The organism is Zhongshania sp. (assembly GCF_029212375.1).
In the GTDB taxonomy this organism is placed as follows: Bacteria; Pseudomonadota; Gammaproteobacteria; order Pseudomonadales; family Spongiibacteraceae; genus Spongiibacter.
Map to the genome: position 1 here is coordinate 87,592 of NZ_JARGNU010000013.1, position 22,336 is coordinate 109,927.

Consider the following 22,336-nt stretch of genomic DNA (forward strand, 5'->3'; position numbering starts at 1 on the left):
TTTGCGGTCAGGGCTGCGCCAACCATTTATTAAGCGACGCCATCGCCTCTTCAAAACTGCGCACGGTATTACTCAGGTCCTGCTCAATACCAGAAAAACTGGCATCCCGACCCCGCAACTCCAAACCGCGAAACTGTTGGGACAAACTCACCGCGCCAAGCGTCGCCGCACCACCTTTTAAGCTGTGAGCCGCCAATCGCAGGGTTTCCGTGTCGCGATCATCTATCGCCCTTGCAAGAAGCTGTAGACGCTCCCGAGTATCAACCTCAAATTCATGAATCAGAATATGAACATCAGATTCCATAAATTCGCGCAGCTCATCCAATAAACTTAAGTCTAATGCTTCCATTGTTATGACGTCCTTGTAAATATCGGCTTAACGCGGCGCACTCCGGTAACGGACGGTCTACGCTAGAACACATCTATTTTACGCGCATCCAGAATTATTTCACCCACGGCTGCCATCTGTTTGGCTACGCTCACAATTTCTGCGCGGGCAGACTCTCGCTCGGCGGGAGTGAAGCGCGGCTCAATTCCCGCAAGTGCCGCGCGTTTGTCGGCAGCCAAGCTCGCGAGCAAACGCGCACGCAAACCAGACTGCACGCCCAGCAACGCCGGCGCCAAAACCTCTGGCGCAAGCTGGCGCACCAATACCGCCACATCGCGATCGGCCATGTTCATAATTTGCGCAAAGCCAAACATCAACTCCTCTACTCTGGCCGCACTTTCTGGCTGACTTGCCCGCAAGCCGTTAAGCAAAGCGCTCTCAGCACCCACATCCATCTCATTTAATAAATTCGCGGCCATCGTATCGCCCGATAACGCACGACCAACCGGGCGACCCAAATCATTAAAATATTGCTCTAACAGCCAATCTAGCTCTTCAAGCGCCGCAGGCGTCAGCGATTTAAGGCCCGACAAACGCCCTAATAAATCGACACGCTTTGCCTCATCAAATTCCAGCAACACTTCGCTGGCCAACAGAGATTCAAGACACGCAATAACCACTGTTTGGATTTGCGGGTGCTCACGGCGAATTATGCCCGCTATGGTTGCCGCATCTAGCCACTTTAATTTAACAATATGCTTAGCCTGACCATGAAAGGCGAGACGGTCGCTTAACAGCTTCGCCCGCTCCTCGCCAAGCGCTTCTTCCAACAGCCCCAATACCGCATCGCTGGCGCTGGCCTTAACCCCCGAATAACGCTTAACGTCATTGTGAAAACGCTGCAGGATTGCTGCAAACTCGCGGCTATCGGGCGCCGACATGGTGGTCATCACCGCCGCCAAACGGTGTAAATCTCGCGGCGGCAAGGCCCGCATTACCGCCGCCGCATCGCGCTTATCTAACGACATTAATAATGCTGCCGCCTGCTCGGCATTCGATAGCTCTGTTTCTGGCCCTGTTGCTAATGCTGTCATTACTGCGTTTCACCATTTAACCAATCACTCAACACCCCAGCTATGCGCACTGGCTCCTCGTTGGCAATGGTTTTCAAGGCCCGTAATTGCTCACGATAATCCTCAAACTGCTGGGCTTTGGCACGCCGGCGCCGACGCCCTGCGCGAGCAATCAGCAGTCCTATCGTCGCCAAAACCACCAAACCCAACCCCATAGCCGCCCGCCAAAACATCGACTGTTTAACGAGCATCGCCATGCCTATAGGGGCGCGGCTAAAGCTCCGAAACTGCAAAGTTACACGGTCGCCACGAGACTCTCGCAAGGCCAAGCCAGTCCATACCATCTCATGCAAGGCCTGACTAAGCGCCGCATCCACTTCGCCGCGGTTGATGAGTAAAAGCACATGCCGCGCCTGTGCAGCCGCCTCGTCAATAACCACCGATACTTTTAAATCGCGCTCGGCAAGCAGGCTCGAGGCCAAATTAAGGGTTTGATCTTGAAGATAGGCCTCACGCTGACTTTGGTTATCTATTGGCTTAGTACGAAAGTAGTCGCCGCCCCCACTCAACTGCCACTGCCAGAGCGCCTGGCCAATCAAACCGGCGCCAAGCAAAAGCAGCGCGGTAAACACCGCGAACCACGGTTTGTTAGTCGATAAATTCTCACTCACTACACAGTCTCAACAGCGCAACCTCAAATCAGCGCGAACGAGCACGCCATAAGTCAAATAAATGACACATCAACTGCATCGCATCGCTAGCACTCGCAAAGAAGTCATTTTTTTGACAAAACACCCAACACAAAGTTGAATTTCATCAATCTACTGTAGCCTTTGCAGAATTTAGGCCAGCCAATAGCGCATGCTAGGCATTAAAGCAAAGAAGGAGAGAAAGGAGAGAACGGAGACGCAAAAAGGAAATCAAGCCGCCGGCAAGATACCGGCAGCGGCAATACAACTTTGGCGAGGAATGCCCTCCCCGCCGCCAGCACTAATTTATTTGAGTTACTTCAATAAAGTCGCTGCGCGACGACAGCGGCTCAGGCACACCACCAGAATCAATGGTCTGGCTAGAATCAAAGCCATACTCTTTGCGCTCGCCAGTGCGGTCAATAGTGAGGTTGGCAAAATCGAATAATTCGGTATCCGCCATTTGTGATGGGGCAATGTTTTGCATAGACGAGAAAATTTTCTCAATGCGGCTGCCGTCAGCCTTTTCCCAATCCAGCAGCATTTTGCGTATATTCTGGCGCTGCAAATTCTCCTGTGAGCCACAGAGGTTACAGGGAATAATGGGGAATTCCTTGTACTCAGAAAAAGCTTCGATATCTGACTCGCGGCAGTAAGCTAGCGGCCGAATCACAATATTGCGTTTGTCGTCTGACAGCAGTTTGGGGGGCATACCCGACAGCCGCGAGCCGTAGAACATGTTCAAAAACAGGGTTTGCACAATATCGTCTTTGTGGTGACCCAGTGCAATTTTAGTCGCGCCGATTTCTTCCGCAAAGGCATACAAAGTGCCACGCCGCAAACGCGAACACAGCCCGCAGGTGGTTTTACCTTCAGGAATCTTTTGCTTAACAATCGAGTAGGTGTCTTTATTGACGATGTAATACTCAATGCCCAGCGCGTCAAGGTACTCAGGCAGAATATGCTCGGGATAGAACGGCTGTTTCTGATCCATATTGACCGCCACCAGTTCAAACTTTACCGGCGCGCTCTTTTGCAGATTCATTAAAATATCCAGCATGGTATAGCTGTCCTTGCCACCAGACAGGCACACCATCACCCGATCGCCCTCTTCGATCATTTTATAGTCTTCAATCGCCTGTCCCGCATGGCGGCGCAGGCGTTTTTGCAATTTATTGAACTCTAGCTTTGGCAAATTGGACATAGCACTTAAAATCAATCGGGGCTGGGGCTGCGCATTATATAGAAACCATGGATATGCGGCTACAAAGTAGCCAATGGAAAGACCAAGAAACCATATACACTACTCAGCGCGCCAATTAAAATCAGCCGAAAACCGGCGTTTTTAGCACTCACCACGGCTCAGCACTGGCATTCCGTGGCTGAGATGACTATCATTAGGCCGCCAAAATCTGCTGGCACGAGGTGTATTGGACACGGCCAGACCCCGGCACGGGTGCATGTCGGACTGTGTAATCCACATCCGATCGCACCCGCTCAAAAATTCAGCCACTCATCACAAAGGGAATCGCCCCATGAAACAAGCAGTTCGCGTCACCGTTACCGGTGCAGCCGGCCAAATTGGCTACGCTCTTCTTTTCCGTATCGCTTCTGGCGCTATGCTGGGCGACGATCAGCCCGTAATTCTGCACCTGTTAGACATCACTCCAGCGATGGACGCCCTGCAAGGCGTGCGCATGGAACTTGAAGACTGTGCATTCCCACTATTGGCCGGTGTTGTTTGCACCGACGATCCAAATGTTGGCTTTAAAGATGCCGACTACGCCCTGCTGGTTGGCGCACGTCCACGTGGCCCAGGCATGGAGCGTAAAGACCTGCTCGAAGCTAACGCGGCAATCTTCTCTGTTCAAGGCAAGGCCATTGACCAGAACGCCAGCAAAAACATCAAAGTATTGGTTGTTGGCAACCCAGCTAACACCAACGCCCTGATCGCCCAGCGCAATGCGCCGTCGATCAGCCCGCGCAACTTCACTGCCATGACCCGCTTGGATCACAACCGCGCCATGACTCAGATTGCCATCAAAACCGGCAAAACTGTGAACGACGTGACCAACATGACCATTTGGGGCAACCACTCTGCCACTCAGTACCCAGACCTGTTTAACGCCAAGGTTTCTGGCCAGACTGCAAGTGATTTGGTTGACCAAGCATGGCTCGAAGGCGACTTCATCCCGACTGTTCAGCAGCGCGGTGCAGCCATCATCAAAGCCCGTGGCGCGTCTTCTGCCGCTTCTGCTGCAAACGCCGCTATCGGCCACGTGCGCAGCTGGGCACTGGGCACCGAAGGCGACGACTGGGTTTCTATGGGTGTTTACAGCGACGGCAGCTACGGCATTGCCGAAGGCCTGATCTACTCTTTCCCTTGCCGCTGCAAAAATGGCGAGTGGGAAATTGTTCAAGGTGTTGAAGTTAACGACTTTAGCCGCGCAAAAATGCAAGCTTCTGAGCAAGAACTGGCTGAAGAGCGCGACGGCGTAAAACACTTACTGCCATAACAGCTTGTTATAACTTACTATTATTAGTAAGGCAGATAAAAAAGGCGGCCTCTCGGGGCCGCCTTTTTTGCATTAAACCGCACAACAAACACAATCTCGCTAACGCGCAATAATGACTCTTCGGTTAAAACGCGTTACCGTTTTACTTTTGTTTACAGCCAACACGTAAACTACCGTCACAGGACTCACACCAATGAATGTCTCCGATGCCATTGCCGCACGTCGCTCGATTCGTGGCTTTAAACCTGACGCCATTGCGCCAGAATTGCTGGAAAAAATATTTGCCACCGCCAGCTTAGCGCCGTCCAACTGCAATACCCAGCCATGGCACACCGTTGTGGTTTCTGGCCAAGCCAGAAAAGATTTGCAGGCGGCGATTTTTGCCGAAATCAATGCTGGAAAAATGCCCACCCCCGAGTTCACGCCTGGCGATCAAAATTTAGCCGGCGCCTACAAAGATCGCCAGTACCAATGTGCGTTTACTTATTACGGCACCATGGGCATTGAGCGTCACGAAAAAGACAAACGCCATGCCCTGATGCTAAAAAACTTCGAGTTCTTTGATGCTCCCCACGTTGCTTTTATCTCCATGCCAAAAACCATGGGCGCAGTCAACGCAGTGGATATTGGGATTTATCTGCAAACCCTAATGCTGGTTTTAGTAGAGCACGGTTTGGCGAGCTGCGCCCAGGGTGCGCTGGCCCTCTACCCAGACGAAGTTCAAAAAATTGCCAACATCCCCGAAGGTAATGCCATTCTTTGTGGCTTATCATTTGGTTACGAAGACGTTGGTGCCCGCATCAATGACGCAATTATGGACCGCGCGCCACTTGCCGAAACAGTGCAGTTTATTAGCTAAACCCAATCAGGTTACACATCGTTGCTATGCTTTGGTTGATACCCGAGTAAAACCTGTTGCAAAATTCGCAGCAGGTTTATCCGGCTGCTGGCGCTGCAAGCTCCGAATACCAGCTTGCAGCCTCACCCGCAACTCCTCACGCCAGGCAGGTTTGGCTATAAAATCATCTGCACCGGAATCCATTGCTGCAATGAAATCCGCGCCAGCACTTTGGCCTGTTAGCATTATAAAATAAGGCCGCCCAAAGGTGGGGTCAGCGGCAATCCGCTGACACAAATCGAGACCATTCACACCGGGCATACGCCAGTCGCTTAGTACAATATCGACAAAATTCTTTTTGAGAAATCGTAGCGCCTCAGTCGCATTTTCGGCAGTAATAACGGCTAAACCCATGCCCTGCAATACTGCATGTAAGCGCATACGCTCTACTTTGTTATCTTCTACAACCAAAACTTTGACCGCCCTGCCGTCAAGATGCATCGCTGTTTTCTCAAAAAACTCCATACATCACCTATCACGTCTAATTTACTTTCTTAAGTTAAGTAAAAGAGAGCAAGCTTTAAGCCACTGCATACCATTATCGTAACCATCTGAATTAAAAAGGAAAATCGAAATAAAATTTATAAGTCCCCCCATTTAAATATACGAAACACCTATTGCTTAGCACTTTGCGATGCAAATTACACATAGCTTCAGTTTAAGCATGCCTAATTTGCGCGACGGTATTCCGCCAACGCCTACGCCCACTCTGTTAACACGCCATACAAGGTGGTCGATTGCGCTCGGTAAACTGCCCATTCCAATAGGGGTAATACGGGTATGGCACAGCGACTTTACTCACCTCATTCAAGGCGGCTAACTGCGCGCTATTCAGCGACCAGCCCACCGCGCCGATATTATCCAGCAGCTGCTGTTCATTTCTTGCGCCAATTAACACCGACGACACACTGGGCCGGCTGAGCACCCAATTAAGCGCAATTTGCGGAATGGTTTTACCCGTTTCTGAGGCGATCTGTTCCAGCACGTCCACCACGTCATAAACATGTTCGTCCGCCACCGGCGGCGCAAACTGCTTGGTTTCATGGAGGCGACTTTGCTCGGGCAAGGCCTGGCCACGGCGCATTTTGCCGGTGAGTCGGCCCCAGCCTAGCGGGCTCCACACAATGGCCCCCAAGCCTTGATCTAAGCCAAGAGGCATCAGCTCCCATTCGTAATCACGCCCAACAAGAGAGTAATAAGCTTGGTTGGCAACAAAGCGCTGATAGCCGTAGCGATCTGCCACCGCTTGGGATTTCATGATTTGCCAGCCAGAGAAATTAGACACGCCGATATAGCCGACCTTGCCGCTTTGCACCAAGTCATTCAGGGTTTTCATTACGCTTTCTACAGGGGTGTGGGCGTCAAAATGATGAAGCTGAAGGATGTCAATATGATCGGTATTCAAACGTTGCAGAGCTTGCTCGGTGGCTTTAATCAGGTGATGGCGTGAGGCACCAACTTCATTGGCGCCATCCCCCACGCGCAAACTCATTTTGGTCGAGATAATCGCCTTATCTCGCTTACCCGCCAAGGCTTTGCCAAGAATGCGCTCCGACTCCCCGTCTGAATACACATCTGCGGTGTCGAATAAATTCACGCCGTGCTCAAGGCAAAGATCCACTATTCTGGTGGCCTCTTGCACTTGGGAATTACCCCAAGCGCTAAACAATGGCCCCTGCCCGCCAAACGTACCAGCGCCGAATCCCAATACCGGCACTTTAAAACCAGAGTGACCTAAAAACCGCTGTTCTATCGATATACTCATCACTTTCTCCTATTGCACTTATCAAACTCACATTTTGCATGGCGCATGGATTCAAATACGCAAACACTCAAGCGGAGCGTCATCTGGCCCGCTCACTGTTTGAACTGACGCTCTGCTATCAAATACCGCGAGCACCATCGCCACGAGCACTAACACCGCCGCCACCCATGGCAAGTAAGCAACACTGAGGTACTGGCTCATCACGACTCCACCGAGCCACGCGCCAAAGGCATTGCCCAAATTAAAGGCCGCAATATTCAGGCTAGACACCATGGTCGGTGGCAGGCCCTGCGCGGCATTCAGCATATTCATTTGCAGGGGCGCCACGGTGGCAAATGCCCCCGCACCCAGTAGCCCAAAAAGCACTACCGTCAAAATCGGCTGATTCAGCGTGAGCGGCAAAATCAACAGCGACAGCAGTAAAATAGACAGGGTAATGAGATTGGCCCAGCGCGGCTGGCGATCGGCAATGCGGCCGCCAAAAGTATTGCCAATCACAATACCCAGCCCTACCACCAATAAAATGGCCGACACCGCATCTAGGCTAAACCCCGACACCTCGGTCAGCAGGGTTTGCACATAGGTGAACACGGTAAAGAAACCAGCAAAGGCCAGTACCGTCATCAGCAATTTGGATAAAATATTCGGGTTCAATAAACCCATTAAGGACGCATTTTCGCCGACTTGGGGCTGATCATTTTTCGTCGCTGGCAAAAACAAATACAAAATAAGCATGGCGACAAGGCCAATCAGGGCGATCACCGCAAAAGGCGTGCGCCAGCTAAAATTCTGCCCCAGCCACGCACCGGCGGGCACCCCCAAAATAGTCGCCAAGGTTAAACCGCTAAATATAAACGCAATGGCGCTGGCCTTTTGGGAGGGCGCCACAACTTTGGTGGCAACCACCGAGCCCACCCCAAAAAAGGTGCCGTGGGCGAAGGCGGTAATGATTCTGGCCGTCAAAATTAGCTCGTAATTGGGTGCCCACCAGCACACCAAATTGCCCACGGTAAAAATCAACATCATCAACATCAAAGTGCGCTTATGGGCCAGTTGCGCACTTAAATAGGTAAATATTGGCGCACCAACCACAACCCCAAGGGCGTAGCCCGAAATAAGAAAGCCCGCCGCCTGCAGACTTACCTGCATGTCGCTGGCGACCTGTTCCAACAAACCCATAATCACAAACTCGGTGGAGCCAATACCAAAAGCCCCCACCGCCAGCGCATAAAGCGCCGGATTTTTGATATACCGCGAAATAGCCATCAATGCATTACTCAACAAGAAATAGAATGCAGCAAGCTTAGAGCCCTTGTATTAGATGCACTAGCGGTGTAAATATTGTTTTACTTTCAATGAAACGTTGATAATTAATATGGATACCCTGAGCGACATCGCCATCTTTATTCGGGTTTTAGACACTGGCAATATCAGCGCCGCCGCGCGCAGCTTGGGCCTTAGCCCAGCGGTGGCCAGTAAACGGCTGATTAGTTTAGAAAAATACTTGGGTGTGCGCTTATTGCACCGCACCACGCGGCGGGTCAGCGCCACCCCCGAAGGCGTGGAGCTGGCCACCCAAGGTCGCCCGTTAATCGAAGATTTAGAAGCCCTCACCAGTGGTTTAAGCCAGTCAGGTAAAGAAGTGAGCGGTACTTTGCGCATTACCGCCGCAGTGTCTTTTGGCCACCATTATATTTCGCCCTTGCTGCCGCGCTTTTTAGCCCAACATCCGCGCCTGCACGTGCAGTTGAATTTAACCGATGAAAAGCGCGACCTGATTAACGACGGTTTTGACTTGGCGATTCGCATTACCAGCACACTGCAAGACTCCGGTTTGGTGGCAAGGCGTTTGGCCCGCAATCGCCGCATTATGTGTGCCTCGCCGGCGTATTTGGCTCGCCTTGGCGCGCCGCAAACCTTGGCCGAGTTGAGTCAGCACCAATGCTTGCTACTTGCGGGATTTAACGGTGTAGAAGACCGCTGGCAACTCACCGACAAGCACGGCGAGAAACACAGCGTTAAGGTGAAAGGTCGGTTAGAAAGTAATCTGGGCGATGCCCTGCGCGACGCGGCGCTATCGGGTTTGGGAATTTCGCTGCACTCCAGCTGGCACATCAATAAAGACCTCAACGACGGCAAACTGCAGGTGGTCCTTCCGGACTACCACATGGACACGGCGATCTTTGCGGTAATGCCCCAGCGCCGTCTTGTTCCCCCGCGCGTTAAAGCCTTTATCCAATTTTTAGAAGAGCAAGTGGCCGAAGAGAACTGGGCTTAACGCCGCCGTTACGCGATGAAATGCTAAACCACAGGCCCGTCTGGCGGCATATCGCCACCGGAGTCTGTCTCTGAGCCAGCCAAGGCATCTTCATCCATACGCGGGTCTAGTTCAAAAATTACCGGCGAGGTCACCGACACGGGGCGGAAGGGTTCGGTTTCATCGACAATCGGCATCGCGTGGGATTTGCGCCGAATAGCAATACCCAAGGTAAAGCCAAGCAAACTGAGTGCAGAGAACACAAACAAACCCTGTGGGCCAAGCAGCGACATTAACAGTGAGGCCAGTGGCGCACCCAGCGCCGAGCTAACGCCAAAGATAAACAGAATGCCGCTGCCGATTAACACAAAATCGCTGGGTTCGGCGTTGTCTGAGGTATGGGCTAAACAGATGGAATACATGGTCATCGCCGACGCGCCCCACAGCACCGCGAGTAGCAAGAGAAAATTGCCGCTAGCGGGAATAAAGGCCAGTATCAGTGATACCACGGCGCCAAAAATGCTGGTAAAAAACAAGACCAGCCGCCGGTCGTAGCGGTCAGACAATCGCCCCAGCGGCAGCTGAAACAAGGCGCCGCCCAATACCGCGCCGCTCATAAATAAGGTCAGTTGCGCAGTATCTAATCCCAAACCCCGCGCATACACCGGCCCCAAGGCCCAAAATGCGCCGGTTATTAAACCGCTGCACACCGCGCCTTCCATACCGACATGAGATAGCTGCCATAAACGCCGAAAATTCAGTTTCACTACTTGCATCGGCGCGGGCGCCAAGGTCAGGGTCAGCGACACTGGCACAATGGCCAGCGACAAAAGTATCCCCGCAAGGCCAAACAGCATTGGCCCCGACGGCTCAGCAAAGTTAATCATTTGCTGGCCCAAAATAATCATACTTAAATTAATTACGGTGTAGGTCGACAACAAGGTGCCCCGCGTCTCGCGGGTGGCGCGGTCATTCAGCCAGCTCTCAATCACCATATACAAACCGGAAATGCAAAAACCCAGCACAAAGCGCAGCACCAGCCACACCTCAACCACTGGCAGAGCGTGGAATAGAAATACAATGGCAGAAAAAATCGAACCCAGCACCGCAAAACTGCGAATATGACCCACCCTGCGCACGATATGCGGGGTCATCAAGCTGCTAACCACAAAGCCAACAAAATAGCAGGAGGCGGTAAAACCAATCTCGGTTGGGCTAAATTGCTCAATTTCAGCCCGCAGTGGCAATAGGGTTAGCATCATGCCGTGGGCAAGTAGCAGTAAGGCGTCAGACAGTAACAGTGCCGTTAACGGCAATAACAAACGTCTCATTCATCGTCCATCTTAGGAGCTATAACCGCGATGCTATATGGCGGCCCAGAGTTTCTATATGCTATAGCATGCTGGACGCCCATTAATAGTCCAACACCAACTAAACACTTGCCGTAGTGACAAACTGCCCGTCATAAATGCGGCTTTCTCGGCAATAGCTGCCATAGTTAACACAGCGCAGTAAAGGCTGATAAGCACTACACCACTATCAGAATAATCCCAGCAATAGCTGGGCAATACATAACAGGCAATCTCAGAATTTATGTCAAAAGCCTCAAGCTTAAACACTCGTCACTCAAGCATTGCGCATTTTTTAATATTACTGTGTTCAGTATTCGCGGCCTCCTCAGCTTGGTCCGCAAATGACGTCAGTTTAGAGATACTAGGCGGAAAAACTGAGCTGCAAGATAATATTCGCGCCCATCTCGACCTTAGCGACATTCACTGCAATAGCTCGGAATTAAGGCTGCGCAGTCGCCTACGGGGCAGCGATCAAAAAATTTCTGATGCAATGCGAGCACTGGGCTATTACCACGGCAGCTGGACGCTGCGACGTGAACAACGGGCGCTAAAAACCAGCTTGCTCAAAAGCAACCCCTTGAGCAAGGCCGTTAAAAAAATTGCGGCCAGCACATCTGCCACCCCCGACACCGAAGTCGATAGCTGTTGGGTGCTAAGCCTTGATCTCACACCAGGCCCCCAAACCCTAATTACCCAATTAGATGTACGGGTTATTGGCGAAGGCCAAAACGACCCCGTGTTCACCAAATACCTCGCCAAACTTCCAGTCGCCGTTGGCGACCCTGTGCAACACGATGTTTACGAAGCCACCAAAAACGCCATTAATCAGCGCGCCCGCAATGCTGGGTATATCGACGGCCAACTTCAAGAGCACCGATTAGAAGTTAATACCGATACCCATAGCGCCACTATTGCGCTGGTATTTAATAGCGGCAGTCGCTATCGGTTTGGCGAAGTGGCATTTGGGCCCTCGCTCATCAGCACTGAACTTATGCAGCGCTACGTACCATTCAAGAGTGGCGACCCCTTTGACTCGAGCAAAATAGTGCAATTGCAAAACAATCTGATTAGCAGTAATTATTTTGCGTCAGTCAATATTGACCAAGAAAACCAAAACGCCGAGCAACAGCGTATTGACCTTAACGTGCAAACAGCAGAAAAACGCAAATACGAAACCACTGCCGGTATTGGCGCCTCTACCGATACCGGCCCGCGTGTTAGCTACGGTCTGCGCAACCGCCGCATCAACGCCGCCGGTCACACCTATCAAGTGGCCAGCCAATACTCGCCGGTGCTCTCTAACCTGAGCTTTCAGTACACTGTGCCGGGCAGCAAACCCCTTACCGACAAAATCCAACTTTCAACTGGTGTCGAACGCAAAGATACCGACACCACCGAGAGCCTGAGCTACCGCGCTGAAATTGCGCAAATTTCCCTGCAAAGTAATAACTGGATTCAAACCCTGAGCCTGAAATTTTTGCGCGAAAACTACGACATTGCCGACGAGCACAACACCTCCACCCTACTCATGCCAGGCATAGCGTGGGCGCGCAGCGAGGCCAATGATCGCCGCTACCCCACTAAGGGCTGGCGCATCAATGCGGCAGCGCGGGGCGCGCTACAAGGCGTGATATCCGACGTAAGTCTGGCTCAGGCAGAACTCGACAGTAAATTAATCTTCCCGCTGTGGGGTGGCCGCGTAATCAGTCGTGGGGGTTTAGGCTTAACGATATTAGATGATTTTTCAGAACTGCCAGCCTCGCTGCGTTTCTTTGCGGGCGGCGACAATAGCGTGCGCGGTTTTGGCTACGAAACCCTCGGCCCCGAAAATGCCTTGGGCGAAGTGGTTGGCGGTAAACATCGCATCACGGGCAGCATTGAATACGATCACCGCGTGTGGGGCGACTTTGCGCTGGCCACTTTTTTCGATGCCGGTAACGCCTTCGACACCAATACCTTCACCCTTTATGAAAGTGCGGGCCTTGGCCTGCGCTGGCTGTCCCCCATTGGCCCAGTGCGGGTTGATTTTGCCTTTCCCCTGAAAGACGGTGGATTCCAATTTCATCTGTCGATGGGGCCAGACCTATGAAACGCCTCGTTCGTATCATACTGCGCAGCGTACTACTGCTCGCCGCCATCGCCCTACTCGGTGTAGCGAGCATCTACCTGATACTCGACACCCAGCGCGGCAGCGACTGGTTACTCAAACAGAGCTTGGCCTTGGTATCGCCTAACGCCAGTTTCGACGCTTACAGTGGCAGCCTCGCAAAGGGTGTGCAAATTGAAGGCTTAACGCTACCCCTTGCGGGCCTCACCATTGAACTAGGCAGCGTGCAGAGCAGCTGGAATTTATGGGGGGTATTGGCTGGCCGGCTGCCTATTGAGACCCTCTACCTTAAAGAGCTGAGTATCACCCTAGCCGAGACAGACGCGGCAGCACCAAGCTCGAATACCGAAGCCCTAGGGCCATGGCCCCATTTAAGCCTGCCTATCGCCATTAATCTTGCCGATCTGCGCATCGACGGCCTGCATATTATTCGTGTCGACAGCCGCCAAGACATAGAACGGATCCGCCTCAGCGGCAATCTTGGCCTGCTTAATACCACCATCAAAAACTTTAGCGTTGTTACCGCCAAGCAACAGATCAGCCTAGAAGGCAAAATTAAAAACCGGCCGCCCTACGCCATGAATATGGCAATTCGCTGGGCAGCGAATATTGACGACATGCCACCCTTGAGTGGTAGCGCAACGCTCAAAGGCGACTTAACTAAGCTGCGGCTCAAACACCAATTAATTCAACCCAGCGTCATCGACAGCCGGTTAAGCGTAGCGCTGCCCTTTGACCCCGAGCATTTAACAATTGATGCCAAGGCCATTACCGTTGCCCTCAGCAGCCAATGGCAGGATCTCATCATCCCATTACCCAGTGCCGAATCGGTCGCGAATCAAAATCCAGCGCCTAGCGTAAATTTCATCAGCGCCGGAAAAATACGCTTCGACGGTCGCTGGCAAGACTACCAGCTCACCTTAAACACTGAACTCAGCGCGCCCCTTAACAAAACCGCCGAGGTTTCGAGTGCGGCACAACAAAGCCAAAGCCCAACTCAAAATCCAACGCCAAGCCCAGCGCAAAACCAAGCACCAAGCCCAGAAGCTAGCAATGCGGTGGAAATGCTAAGCACCTTATTGCAGCAGCCTGGCCAGCTCGACGCCAAAATCAGCGGCAATCAATTAGAGGTGGCGATTGCCCATATCAGGCTAAAAACCAGTTCCGGCACCCTACTCTTATCTGGCAACGTAGACGCAAACAGCTTGCTCGGTGGCAACAGCCAAGCGGCGGCAAGTACAACTAACACTGCAACAAATACAAAAGCCGAGGCCGTGCAATGGCAGCTCGCACTAACCACCACCGACCTCAGCACCAATACCCTATTACCAAAATGGCCAGCGACCCTCACCAGTCAACTCAGCAGCCGTGGCCGCTGGCAGGCCAATCACTACCAAGCCAGCCTCAATATCAAGGCACTTAATGGCGAGTTTTTAGGGCGGCCAATTAAGGGCAGCGGCGCGCTTCAGCTCAGCGATGAACATCAAGAATTCAAAAATCTTAGTTTGCAGCTCGGCGACAACCAGCTCCAAGTTAATGGCCGCCTCGCCGACACCAGCAGCCTAGACTGGATGCTAGACGCCAAAGACCTCAATCAGTTACTGCCCGAGCTCGGCGGCGCGCTGCACAGCACAGGTAGCTTACGCGGTGGCCCGCTCAGCACCTTGCTGCAAGCCCCAGCGGCTAAAAACCCCAATTTTCCGCAAATTAGCACTGCGCTCAGCGCAAGCAAACTGCGTTACCAAGGCTACGCCATTGCGAGCGCCGAGCTGGACCTAAAGCTCAAGGCCAATCAAAACATCGTATTAAATGCCAGCGCCACTGGCCTAAGCGCCGCGCCCTTAAACAATGCCACATTAAGCTTACAGGCCAGCGGCAGCGTTGAGCACCACCAACTTGCGCTAGACCTAAAAGATGCAGAGAGTCAGCTACGGCTAGCCCTAGACGGCGGCCTAAACCGCGAGTTCAAACCCAGCAAGTCGGCCGCAGCAAGGCCAGCATGGCAGGGCCAAATTCAAGAATTTGCTGTAAACCACCCCCAGCTCGGCCCTTGGCTACTTGGCGAACCAGCCGCGCTCGTGGCCGCCAGTGGCGCAGTGCAACTCAAGGGCTTTTGCTTAAATCAGGAACAAGACACCACCCCCGCCGAGCTGTGTAGCGATCTTGGCCTAAACGACAAAGACATCAAACTAACGGGGCATATCCACGCCCTGTCACTGAATCGTATCAGCGCCAGTCTGCCACCGGGTTCCTCATTACAGGGCGAGCTGAACAGCGAATTTAATGTCGCCGGTGCCCTCACCGGCAATATCGCCGACTTAAAAGGCCAATTTGCGCTGAATGCCGACCCAATCCTAATTCGCTATCAAGCCGGTGTTAACGAAGACATTCTCGAACATCACGCCAGCCTTAGCGCCAGCGCCACACTCAGCGACCAGCAGCTAAACAGCCAACTCAATTTTGATATTGCAGAAGTCGGCAGTTTACGCGCCAATGTCAGCACGGCTAATCCGCAGTCAAACGCCAATATTAATTTAGGCCCAAACAGCAAAATTAAAGGTGAGATCACCAGCCAATTTGACAATTTACAATGGCTGGGCGGCTTTTTTCCTGCCCTTGAAAAGCTCGATGGCCAGCTCAACGCGGCAATGGCGGTTGCCGGCACCTTGCAAGCACCGTTGATTAGCGGTGAGGCAAAGCTCAACGAGGTAACCATGCAGCTACCCGCCATTGGCCTTGCCCTTAAGACCGGCACGGCCCAGCTCAATTTAGCCGACAATGGCAACTGGCAATTAGACGCAGGCATTACCTCCGGCACCGGCCGCCTCAAACTTCTTGGTCAAGGTTCGCTGGGGCAGGGTTCGCTGGAAAGTGCGAAGCAAAACGCCCAAGTCGCGCATAGCGGCCCCAGCGGCAATATTAGTATTAGTGGCGAGAACATCACCGCCGTCGATCTCCCCGATGCCTCGGTCATCATCTCGCCGGACATTAATATCGGCATTGCGCCCGAGCTAATTAAAATTCGTGGCAGTTTGAAGATTCCCAAGGGCAAATTTGTTCTTAAATCCCTGCCCGAGCAAGCCACCTCGGTGTCGGCCGACGAGGTCATTAATAGCAGCACGAGCCAAGCTAGCGCCAGTGCTGGCACATTAATAGATACGCAGATCACCATCACCCTAGACGACAGCTTTGAATTTGCCGGCTACGGCCTGAGCACCCGCCTAGGCGGCAAACTTCGCATCGCGCAAAAATCCCAATCAGCGGTGCAGGCCTTTGGCAGCCTTGCCCTGTATGACGGCGTTTACAAAGCTTATGGCCAAGACCTATCGATTCAGCGCGGCTTATTATTATTTCAAGGCCCTGTAGACAACCCAGGCTTAAATATTAGCGCGGTGCGCGAGGTTAAAACCTATACCGTTGGCATTAATATCGGCGGCTTCGCCCAAGATATTCGCAGCGAATTATTCTCTGATCCCGCCATGCCGCCCACCGATGTTATCTCCATGCTCATTACCGGCAAGGTGCCCGGTGAAATGAGCCAGTCGGATGCCAACCAAGTGATGAATGCCGCCACCGCCTTGGGTATTTCGCAGAGCAAGGGCATCACCAGTACCCTGCAAAACACCTTTGGCATGGATGTATTGAATTTACAGGGTGGCGACAGCTACGAAGACAGCTCGCTGGTGGTGGGCAAATACCTTAGCCCCGATCTGTTTATTAGCTATGTGCAAAACTTGTTCACCCCCGCTGGCAGTATTCAGCTGGACTACACCCTGAGCAAATCGCTGGGTTTAAAAGCCCAATCGGGCAAAACGCAAAGTGTGGATTTGCTCTACCGCATCGAACACGGCAAGGATTAAGGGCAGCTACCACACAGTTTTCATAGTGCCGCCGTCAACCACCAATGTTGAACCGGTAATATAACTGGCCGCGGGCGACAGTAAAAAAGCGCCGGCCTTGCCAAACTCCTGCGCCTCGCCGTAGCGGCCAAGAGGAATTGCCCGTTCATTAGCGCTGCGCTGCTCAGCAGCGCTAATGCCCTTGGTGGCCGCTTGGCTGCTATCTAAATTTTGCATGCGGTCGGTGGCAATAGTGCCCGGCACCAAATTATTTACTCGAATATTTTCCCCCGCCAACTGCTTAGACAAACTCTTGGCCAAACTCGTTACCCCAGCGCGCATCACATTCGACAGCAATAAATAGTCGATGGGTTCTTTCACCGACGACGAGGTTAAAGTCAGAATCGCGCCGCCACCGGCTTTGCGCAAATGGGGCAGGGTTTCTCGCACCATACGCACCGCGCTCATTAGGGTGAGATTAAAGGCCGCCTGTCAGTCTTCGTCGCTGAACACATCAAACTGCCCCGCCGGAGGGCCACCGGCATTCACCAACAAACCGTCTAAGCGGCCAAAGTCCGCCGCAGCCATGGCGATTGCCGCCGCGATACTCGGCTCGGAACTTGCGTCCATTGTGTAGCCTCGCGCAAGTCCCTGCCCGCAAGTATTGAGTTTTTCGGCTGCCGCCTGCACAGCGGCGCGGTCGCGACTGGCAATTGCAACTGACGCGCCGTTACAAATTAATTCTTCAGCAATGGCGTAGCCCAAGCCACGACTCGCCCCGGCAACAAAATAAACCTTATCTGCAATTTGCAATTCCACTCACTACACTCCTATTGCGCTGTTGTTGCTGTTAGGCACCGATGCCCGCGCACAGCTTACATTTGACTGTCATATATTACCGTTAAGCTGCACGCCTATTAACGCCACCACGCCTAACGAGCCATTATGCCTAAATCTCTGCGCTGGTTTCTCGCCAGCGCAATTCTCATTGCGGGCCTGTTTTGGGTAGAGCACACACTGGGCTGGCAACAGGTTTTACGCCCGTGGCTAAGCATTTCGTCATGGTATATTTTTGCCTTAAGCCTACTCACCTTAATAAGCTATGCCCTGCGCGCCCAACGCGTATTTGACTATTTTGGCAAAGCCAAACACCACCGCTTCACCCCGTATTTGCGCATTAGTTTACTGCATAATGCCCTCAATAATTTTTTACCGATGCGCCTTGGCGAGGCCAGTTTTCCGCTGCTAATGAAACGAGAGTTTTCGCTCAGCATGCTGCACAGCAGCAGCGGCTTATTGTTTATTCGGCTGTGTGATCTGCATTTTCTGCTCTGTTTGCTCACTATTTCACTCGGTTTTAGCCTTAGTATTAGTCGGCACCTCGTTGTTTATAGCGCCATTACTGCGCTACTCGGCCTGCCGCTGCTGCTATTCCGGTTTAGCCGCCCCCTGCTAAATTTATTGCCAGTAAACTGGCAAACTTGGCTACGCCAAATACGGCCGTTCTTTCCCAGCACCAGCCGCCAGTGTTTGCGAATATACGCCCACACCATCGCCATTTGGTGCAGCAAACTGCTCGCCCTCGCTATGGTGATGCGCTGCTTTATCGACATTCCCTTGCAACAGGCCCTGCTCGCGGTCGTCAGCGCCGACCTCAGCAGTGTTTTGCCGGTGCATGGCTTGGCGGGTAGCGGCACCTTTGAAGCCGCAATACTGCTCGCCCTCGCGCCCTTTGAACTCAGCCACGATGCGACGCTGCTAGCGGCGCTCAATGTTCACCTATACCTATTGGCAAGCAGCCTGCTGCCGCTGCCATTGGCCCTACTGCTGCGCAGGCTGCCAACTGGCAATAAAAGCGCCATGCAACCGTAACAAATACGTCTTCTCTGCCGATTATTCTTGCTTAGCATTAGCGCTGTCACATTGCCGACATCTCGCCGCCGCATTCCTGCCGCAAATTGCCAATGGATTTAAATATTGATGAGCCCAAGCCGCCCGCCAAATCACATTCCAAAGCCAGACCCAAGCCTCTCGCCTAACCATTACCCGAGCCTCTCGGTTGTTATTCCCATGTACCGCGAACAAGACAGTGTCGCGCCACTAATTGAGTGTATTCACCAAGGCTTGCGTGACTACCCTGGCCGCTGGGAATTGATCTGTGTAGACGATGGCAGCCCAGACCACACCGTGGCGGAACTGCGCCACGCCCGCGAGCAATACGGCCCGCATATTCACATAATTGAACTACAGCGCAACTTTGGCCAAACCGCCGCCATGCAAGCGGGTATCGACGCCTCGCGGGCGGAGCTGATTGCCACCCTAGATGGCGACCTGCAAAACGACCCAGCAGATATCCCGCGCATGGTCAGCGAGCTACTCGCCCGCGATCTCGATTTGCTGCAAGGTTGGCGGCAAGACCGCCAAGACGCGGCCATCAGCCGCAAGCTGCCCTCCCGCTTTGCCAATGCGCTTATTGCCAAAGTTACCGGTATTGCCCTGCACGATTACGGCTGCAGCCTAAAAATTTACCGCACCGCTATTATTCGCCAGGTTCGCCTCTACGGCGATATGCATCGTTTTATTCCCGTGTGGATGGCTGGCGTAACCCTACCCAGCCGCATCGGCGAAACCGTGGTTAGTCATCACGCCCGCCAGTTCGGCCAGTCTAACTACGGTATTGGCCGCACTATTTTGGTTATTATCGATTTAATCTCGGCGTTTTTTTTCCTGCGTTACCGCGCGCGGCCCGGCCATTTCTTTGGCAGTATTGGCCTCGCCACCGGCAGCCTTGGCGGCGTAATGCTGAGCTGGCTACTGGCGGTAAAATTTCTATTAGGTGAAGACATTGGCCATCGGCCCATGTTGATGATGGCGGTCTTACTCATATTGGTGGGCATGCAGTTAATCACCACTGGCGTGATCGCCGAAATGCTCAGCCGAATATTTTTTCAAGGCAATAACGGCCGCAACTTTGTTACCCGCCCCTACTCCTCCCCCCAATCCGACGACGGCTGGCATAGCAATAAGGAGTCGCCATTGTGAGCCCCTCACCAGAACGCCTATTCAGCCGCAAACTACTGCCATTGTGGCTACTGCTATTTTTGTGTTGCGGCTTTGTGCTCAACTCCGGCAATGTGCCGCTATTTGATTTAGACGAAGGCGCATTTTCGGAAGCCAGCCGCGAAATTATCGAGTCTGGTGTTTGGTCGGCCACCTATTTAGACGGCCAACCCCGCTACGACAAACCGATTTTAACTTACTGGCTACAAGCCACCTCCGTTACCTTATTTGGCCTAAATGAATTTGCCCTGCGCCTGCATTCAATGGTTTTTGCCCTGCTGTGGGCGGTCGCCGTAGGCCTATTTTGCCGCCAATTTATTAACCGGCGCAGCGCTGCCGTTGCAGTGATGATATTCAGCTCCACCCTGCTCATTACCATGATCGGCCGCGCCGCCACTGCCGACGCCGTGTTAAATTGCTTTATTGCCCTAACCTTGTTTGATATTTATCGCTATCAACGCAGCGATCAGCGCCAGTACTTATGGCGCAGCTGGCTTTGGCTTAGCTTGGGCATGCTCACCAAGGGGCCAGTGGCGGCGGGTATTCCACTGCTGGTTAGCGGCATTTGGTTTTTTAGCCTTGGCGAACAACAGCGCTGGTTTAAAGCCATATTCAACCCCAAGGGCTGGGCCATATTATTAATGATCCTCAGTCCTTGGCTCTATTTTATTTGGCAGGAACAGGGCAGCGGCTTTTTCTACGGCTTTTTGGTAGACCATAATTTTAATCGCTTTACCGAAACCCGCGAGGGCCACGGCGGCCAGTGGTTCTATTACTTTGTACTGCTCCCCATTGGCCTGCTGCCCTACTCCGGCATCTTACTCACCCTCGCCACACGGCTCCGGCAATTGTGGTCGCGGCCATTTGAACGCCTATTGCTAATCTGGTTTGTAGTGGTGTTTGTACTGGTGTCGATGTCGCGCACCCAATTACCCCACTATGTTTTATACGGTGTTACTCCACTCATCATCCTATTCGCCAAATACCGTCAACTTATCCGCGGCCAATTCTGGCAGCTGATATTCCCAGCCAGTTTTATTGCCCTGCAAATTGGCCTGTATATTTACAGCCGCCAACTCCCCGATCCCAGTGCCAATGCGTATATGCAAGAAATGCTCGCCAATGCCAGCGCGGTGTTTAACACCCCATTTTTGTTGGCGATAATAGCCCTGAGCGCCGCGCTGCTATTTTTAAGTTTTTACCCCTGTTTAATGTGGAAAAAGCTTGTTGCCGCTGGGCTATTACAAATGCTATTTTGCTATTTCTTGCTGATTCCAGCCATTGGCCAACTGCAACAACAGCCCGTTAAAAATGCTGGCCTGCTAGCCCGCGACATTAATCCCGACTTTGTCGCCCACAAAATTAATATGCCCAGCTTTAGCGTTTACCATCGCGCAATTACCGAGCGCCGCGCCGCCAACCACGGCGACTATGTGTTTACCCGCAGCGACAAGCTGGCCGATTTACGCGCGCAATTTGGCCCCGAGCAAGTGCAGTTACTCTATCGCCAAGGCGGTATTGTGTTACTCAAAATAGGAGACGCAAAATGACCGGCATTGCGCCACACCTAGCCCGCCTAACGCGCATGACGTGGAGCGACATTTGCCAACTGCGGCCCATACCACGCCGGCACTCCAGACCCTCGCAACTGCGCCAATCGCGGTCGCTCTTATTTGCACTCTGTATTATTGCCTGCGCTGGCGCGCTTTTACTGTATGTTGTTGCGGGCTACCACGGCGCGTTTCTCAATATGAATTACGTTGGCGCGCAGCTGCCCGATGAACTGTGGATGAGCCTTACCGTATTAGGCGATACGCGGCTCGCCATCGCCCTATTATTATTTTATGTCTACCGTCACCCACAAATTCTGCCTGCCGCCTTACTCGCCGCCTTGCCCGTTACCCTCATTGTTCAATTCTTTAAACGCGGTATGCCAGTCCCCCGCCCCGCCAGCATTTTTGAGCCCGAGCAATATCATCATATGGGTGTGGTATTAAAAATGGGGAGTTTTCCCAGCGGCCACTCCGCCACGCTTGGACTACTAGCCGGATTTATCTGCCTAGTCTCAACCTCTAATACCCCGCGCTTTCTCGCGCTGGGCGTATTAATTATGGCCGCCCTAAGCCGAGTCATGGTTGGCGTGCACTGGCCCATCGACGTTCTCGTCGGCAGCAGTGTCGGCGTACTCGCCGCCCTCTGGAGTTACCGCCACGCTGTTCGCCACCGCCTATGCCAGCACCCCTTAAGCCAATGGGCGGGAATGGCCTTGGTGTTTTATGCCGCCATAAGCCTATTCGCCAACGATTGCGCCTACCCAGATGTGCACAGCGTAATTATGCTACTGAGTGGCGCAGCCCTAAGCTGCTACTTTGTGCAGCTAAGTGGTTTGTCTATGAAGGATTTAAAGCTGAGGCTGGCGAGTCAAACCCCGTAAAACGTCTGCGATAAATGA

General features: G+C 52.8%; 17 protein-coding genes and 1 pseudogene. 9 read left to right on the forward strand and 9 right to left on the reverse strand.

Going from position 1 to position 22,336, the window contains the following annotated elements:
* Positions 1-7: 7 nt before the first annotated feature.
* From P1U47_RS13605 to ttcA, 4 genes are all read right to left on the reverse strand, one after another.
* Positions 8-349, reverse strand: a complete 342-nt coding sequence (locus P1U47_RS13605) for an Hpt domain-containing protein (protein ID WP_301029624.1) — start codon at positions 347-349, stop codon at positions 8-10.
* A 62-nt stretch (positions 350-411) separates the two neighbouring features.
* Positions 412-1,422, reverse strand: coding sequence for a FliG C-terminal domain-containing protein (locus tag P1U47_RS13610; RefSeq protein ID WP_301029626.1), 1,011 nt, complete (start codon positions 1,420-1,422; stop codon positions 412-414).
* Complete coding sequence (locus tag P1U47_RS13615; RefSeq protein ID WP_301029628.1) at positions 1,422-2,072, reverse strand: hypothetical protein; 651 nt, start codon at positions 2,070-2,072, stop codon at positions 1,422-1,424. The genes P1U47_RS13610 and P1U47_RS13615 overlap by 1 nt, the downstream gene beginning before the upstream one ends.
* Positions 2,073-2,391: 319 nt before the next feature.
* The gene (gene ttcA, locus P1U47_RS13620; protein ID WP_301029629.1) at positions 2,392-3,294 is read right to left on the reverse strand and encodes a tRNA 2-thiocytidine(32) synthetase TtcA; all 903 of its coding nucleotides are present in this window, start codon (positions 3,292-3,294) and stop codon (positions 2,392-2,394) included.
* Positions 3,295-3,625: 331 nt separating this feature from the next.
* Between ttcA and P1U47_RS13625 the strand changes: the two genes are divergently transcribed.
* Entirely contained in the window at positions 3,626-4,606 is a 981-nt protein-coding gene (locus P1U47_RS13625) for a malate dehydrogenase (RefSeq protein WP_301029630.1), read from the forward strand.
* 193 nt (positions 4,607-4,799) lie between these two features.
* Entirely contained in the window at positions 4,800-5,465 is a 666-nt protein-coding gene (locus tag P1U47_RS13630; protein WP_301029631.1) for a nitroreductase, read from the forward strand.
* A gap of 24 nt (positions 5,466-5,489) precedes the next feature.
* Here P1U47_RS13630 and P1U47_RS13635 read toward each other — a convergent pair whose 3' ends face one another.
* The 3 genes from P1U47_RS13635 to P1U47_RS13645 all read right to left on the reverse strand — a co-directional run bounded on the left by P1U47_RS13635 (position 5,490) and on the right by P1U47_RS13645 (position 8,535).
* On the reverse strand, positions 5,490-5,969 hold the full coding sequence (locus P1U47_RS13635) for a response regulator (protein ID WP_301029633.1): 480 nt from the start codon (positions 5,967-5,969) through the stop codon (positions 5,490-5,492).
* Between the two features lie 247 nt (positions 5,970-6,216).
* Positions 6,217-7,269: an aldo/keto reductase gene (locus tag P1U47_RS13640; protein WP_301029634.1), complete on the reverse strand. Its 1,053-nt coding sequence runs from the start codon at positions 7,267-7,269 to the stop codon at positions 6,217-6,219.
* 51 nt (positions 7,270-7,320) lie between these two features.
* Positions 7,321-8,535 carry an MFS transporter gene (locus P1U47_RS13645; protein ID WP_301029635.1) on the reverse strand — a complete coding sequence of 405 codons (1,215 nt, stop codon included), beginning with the start codon at positions 8,533-8,535 and terminating at the stop codon, positions 7,321-7,323.
* A 109-nt stretch (positions 8,536-8,644) separates the two neighbouring features.
* Between P1U47_RS13645 and P1U47_RS13650 the strand changes: the two genes are divergently transcribed.
* Complete coding sequence (locus P1U47_RS13650; protein WP_301029636.1) at positions 8,645-9,547, forward strand: LysR family transcriptional regulator; 903 nt, start codon at positions 8,645-8,647, stop codon at positions 9,545-9,547.
* A gap of 23 nt (positions 9,548-9,570) precedes the next feature.
* Here P1U47_RS13650 and P1U47_RS13655 read toward each other — a convergent pair whose 3' ends face one another.
* Positions 9,571-10,857 (reverse strand): MFS transporter, encoded by a 1,287-nt coding sequence (locus tag P1U47_RS13655; protein WP_301029637.1) that lies wholly within the window; start codon positions 10,855-10,857, stop codon positions 9,571-9,573.
* Positions 10,858-11,119: 262 nt separating this feature from the next.
* Between P1U47_RS13655 and P1U47_RS13660 the strand changes: the two genes are divergently transcribed.
* Positions 11,120-12,967: an autotransporter assembly complex family protein gene (locus P1U47_RS13660; protein ID WP_301029639.1), complete on the forward strand. Its 1,848-nt coding sequence runs from the start codon at positions 11,120-11,122 to the stop codon at positions 12,965-12,967.
* A complete protein-coding gene (locus P1U47_RS13665; RefSeq protein WP_301029641.1) occupies positions 12,964-16,845 on the forward strand; it encodes a translocation/assembly module TamB domain-containing protein in 3,882 nt (1,293 codons plus the stop codon). Before P1U47_RS13660 ends, P1U47_RS13665 begins: the two co-directional genes overlap by 4 nt.
* 6 nt (positions 16,846-16,851) lie before the next feature.
* On the opposite strand, the pseudogene P1U47_RS13670 reads toward P1U47_RS13665, so the two are convergent.
* A pseudogene (locus tag P1U47_RS13670) lies at positions 16,852-17,643 on the reverse strand (SDR family oxidoreductase).
* A gap of 126 nt (positions 17,644-17,769) precedes the next feature.
* Here P1U47_RS13670 and P1U47_RS13675 point away from each other — a divergent pair.
* The 4 genes from P1U47_RS13675 (at position 17,770) to P1U47_RS13690 (ending at position 22,318) form a co-directional block, all read left to right on the forward strand.
* A complete protein-coding gene (locus P1U47_RS13675) occupies positions 17,770-18,696 on the forward strand; it encodes a lysylphosphatidylglycerol synthase transmembrane domain-containing protein (protein ID WP_301029643.1) in 927 nt (308 codons plus the stop codon).
* A 108-nt stretch (positions 18,697-18,804) separates the two neighbouring features.
* Positions 18,805-19,866 carry a glycosyltransferase family 2 protein gene (locus P1U47_RS13680; protein ID WP_301029645.1) on the forward strand — a complete coding sequence of 354 codons (1,062 nt, stop codon included), beginning with the start codon at positions 18,805-18,807 and terminating at the stop codon, positions 19,864-19,866.
* On the forward strand, positions 19,863-21,434 hold the full coding sequence (locus P1U47_RS13685) for a glycosyltransferase family 39 protein (RefSeq protein ID WP_301029647.1): 1,572 nt from the start codon (positions 19,863-19,865) through the stop codon (positions 21,432-21,434). Before P1U47_RS13680 ends, P1U47_RS13685 begins: the two co-directional genes overlap by 4 nt.
* Complete coding sequence (locus P1U47_RS13690) at positions 21,431-22,318, forward strand: phosphatase PAP2 family protein (protein WP_301029649.1); 888 nt, start codon at positions 21,431-21,433, stop codon at positions 22,316-22,318. Before P1U47_RS13685 ends, P1U47_RS13690 begins: the two co-directional genes overlap by 4 nt.
* Positions 22,319-22,336: the final 18 nt, after the last annotated feature.

Excerpts from the sequence above, each read along its gene's own strand:
- P1U47_RS13635 (WP_301029633.1), bottom strand. The coding sequence starts at position 5,969 with ATGGAGTTTTTTGAGAAAACAGCGATGCATCTTGACGGCAGGGCGGTC.
- P1U47_RS13645 (WP_301029635.1), bottom strand. The coding sequence starts at position 8,535 with ATGGCTATTTCGCGGTATATCAAAAATCCGGCGCTTTATGCGCTGGCG.
- P1U47_RS13665 (WP_301029641.1), top strand. The coding sequence starts at position 12,964 with ATGAAACGCCTCGTTCGTATCATACTGCGCAGCGTACTACTGCTCGCC.
- P1U47_RS13660 (WP_301029639.1), top strand. The coding sequence starts at position 11,120 with ATGTCAAAAGCCTCAAGCTTAAACACTCGTCACTCAAGCATTGCGCAT.
- P1U47_RS13630 (WP_301029631.1), top strand. The coding sequence starts at position 4,800 with ATGAATGTCTCCGATGCCATTGCCGCACGTCGCTCGATTCGTGGCTTT.
- P1U47_RS13675 (WP_301029643.1), top strand. The coding sequence starts at position 17,770 with ATGCCTAAATCTCTGCGCTGGTTTCTCGCCAGCGCAATTCTCATTGCG.
- P1U47_RS13625 (WP_301029630.1), top strand. The coding sequence starts at position 3,626 with ATGAAACAAGCAGTTCGCGTCACCGTTACCGGTGCAGCCGGCCAAATT.
- P1U47_RS13605 (WP_301029624.1), bottom strand. The coding sequence starts at position 349 with ATGGAAGCATTAGACTTAAGTTTATTGGATGAGCTGCGCGAATTTATG.
- P1U47_RS13690 (WP_301029649.1), top strand. The coding sequence starts at position 21,431 with ATGACCGGCATTGCGCCACACCTAGCCCGCCTAACGCGCATGACGTGG.
- P1U47_RS13655 (WP_301029637.1), bottom strand. The coding sequence starts at position 10,857 with ATGAGACGTTTGTTATTGCCGTTAACGGCACTGTTACTGTCTGACGCC.
- ttcA (WP_301029629.1), bottom strand. The coding sequence starts at position 3,294 with ATGTCCAATTTGCCAAAGCTAGAGTTCAATAAATTGCAAAAACGCCTG.
- P1U47_RS13640 (WP_301029634.1), bottom strand. The coding sequence starts at position 7,269 with ATGAGTATATCGATAGAACAGCGGTTTTTAGGTCACTCTGGTTTTAAA.
- P1U47_RS13610 (WP_301029626.1), bottom strand. The coding sequence starts at position 1,422 with ATGACAGCATTAGCAACAGGGCCAGAAACAGAGCTATCGAATGCCGAG.
- P1U47_RS13650 (WP_301029636.1), top strand. The coding sequence starts at position 8,645 with ATGGATACCCTGAGCGACATCGCCATCTTTATTCGGGTTTTAGACACT.
- P1U47_RS13680 (WP_301029645.1), top strand. The coding sequence starts at position 18,805 with ATGAGCCCAAGCCGCCCGCCAAATCACATTCCAAAGCCAGACCCAAGC.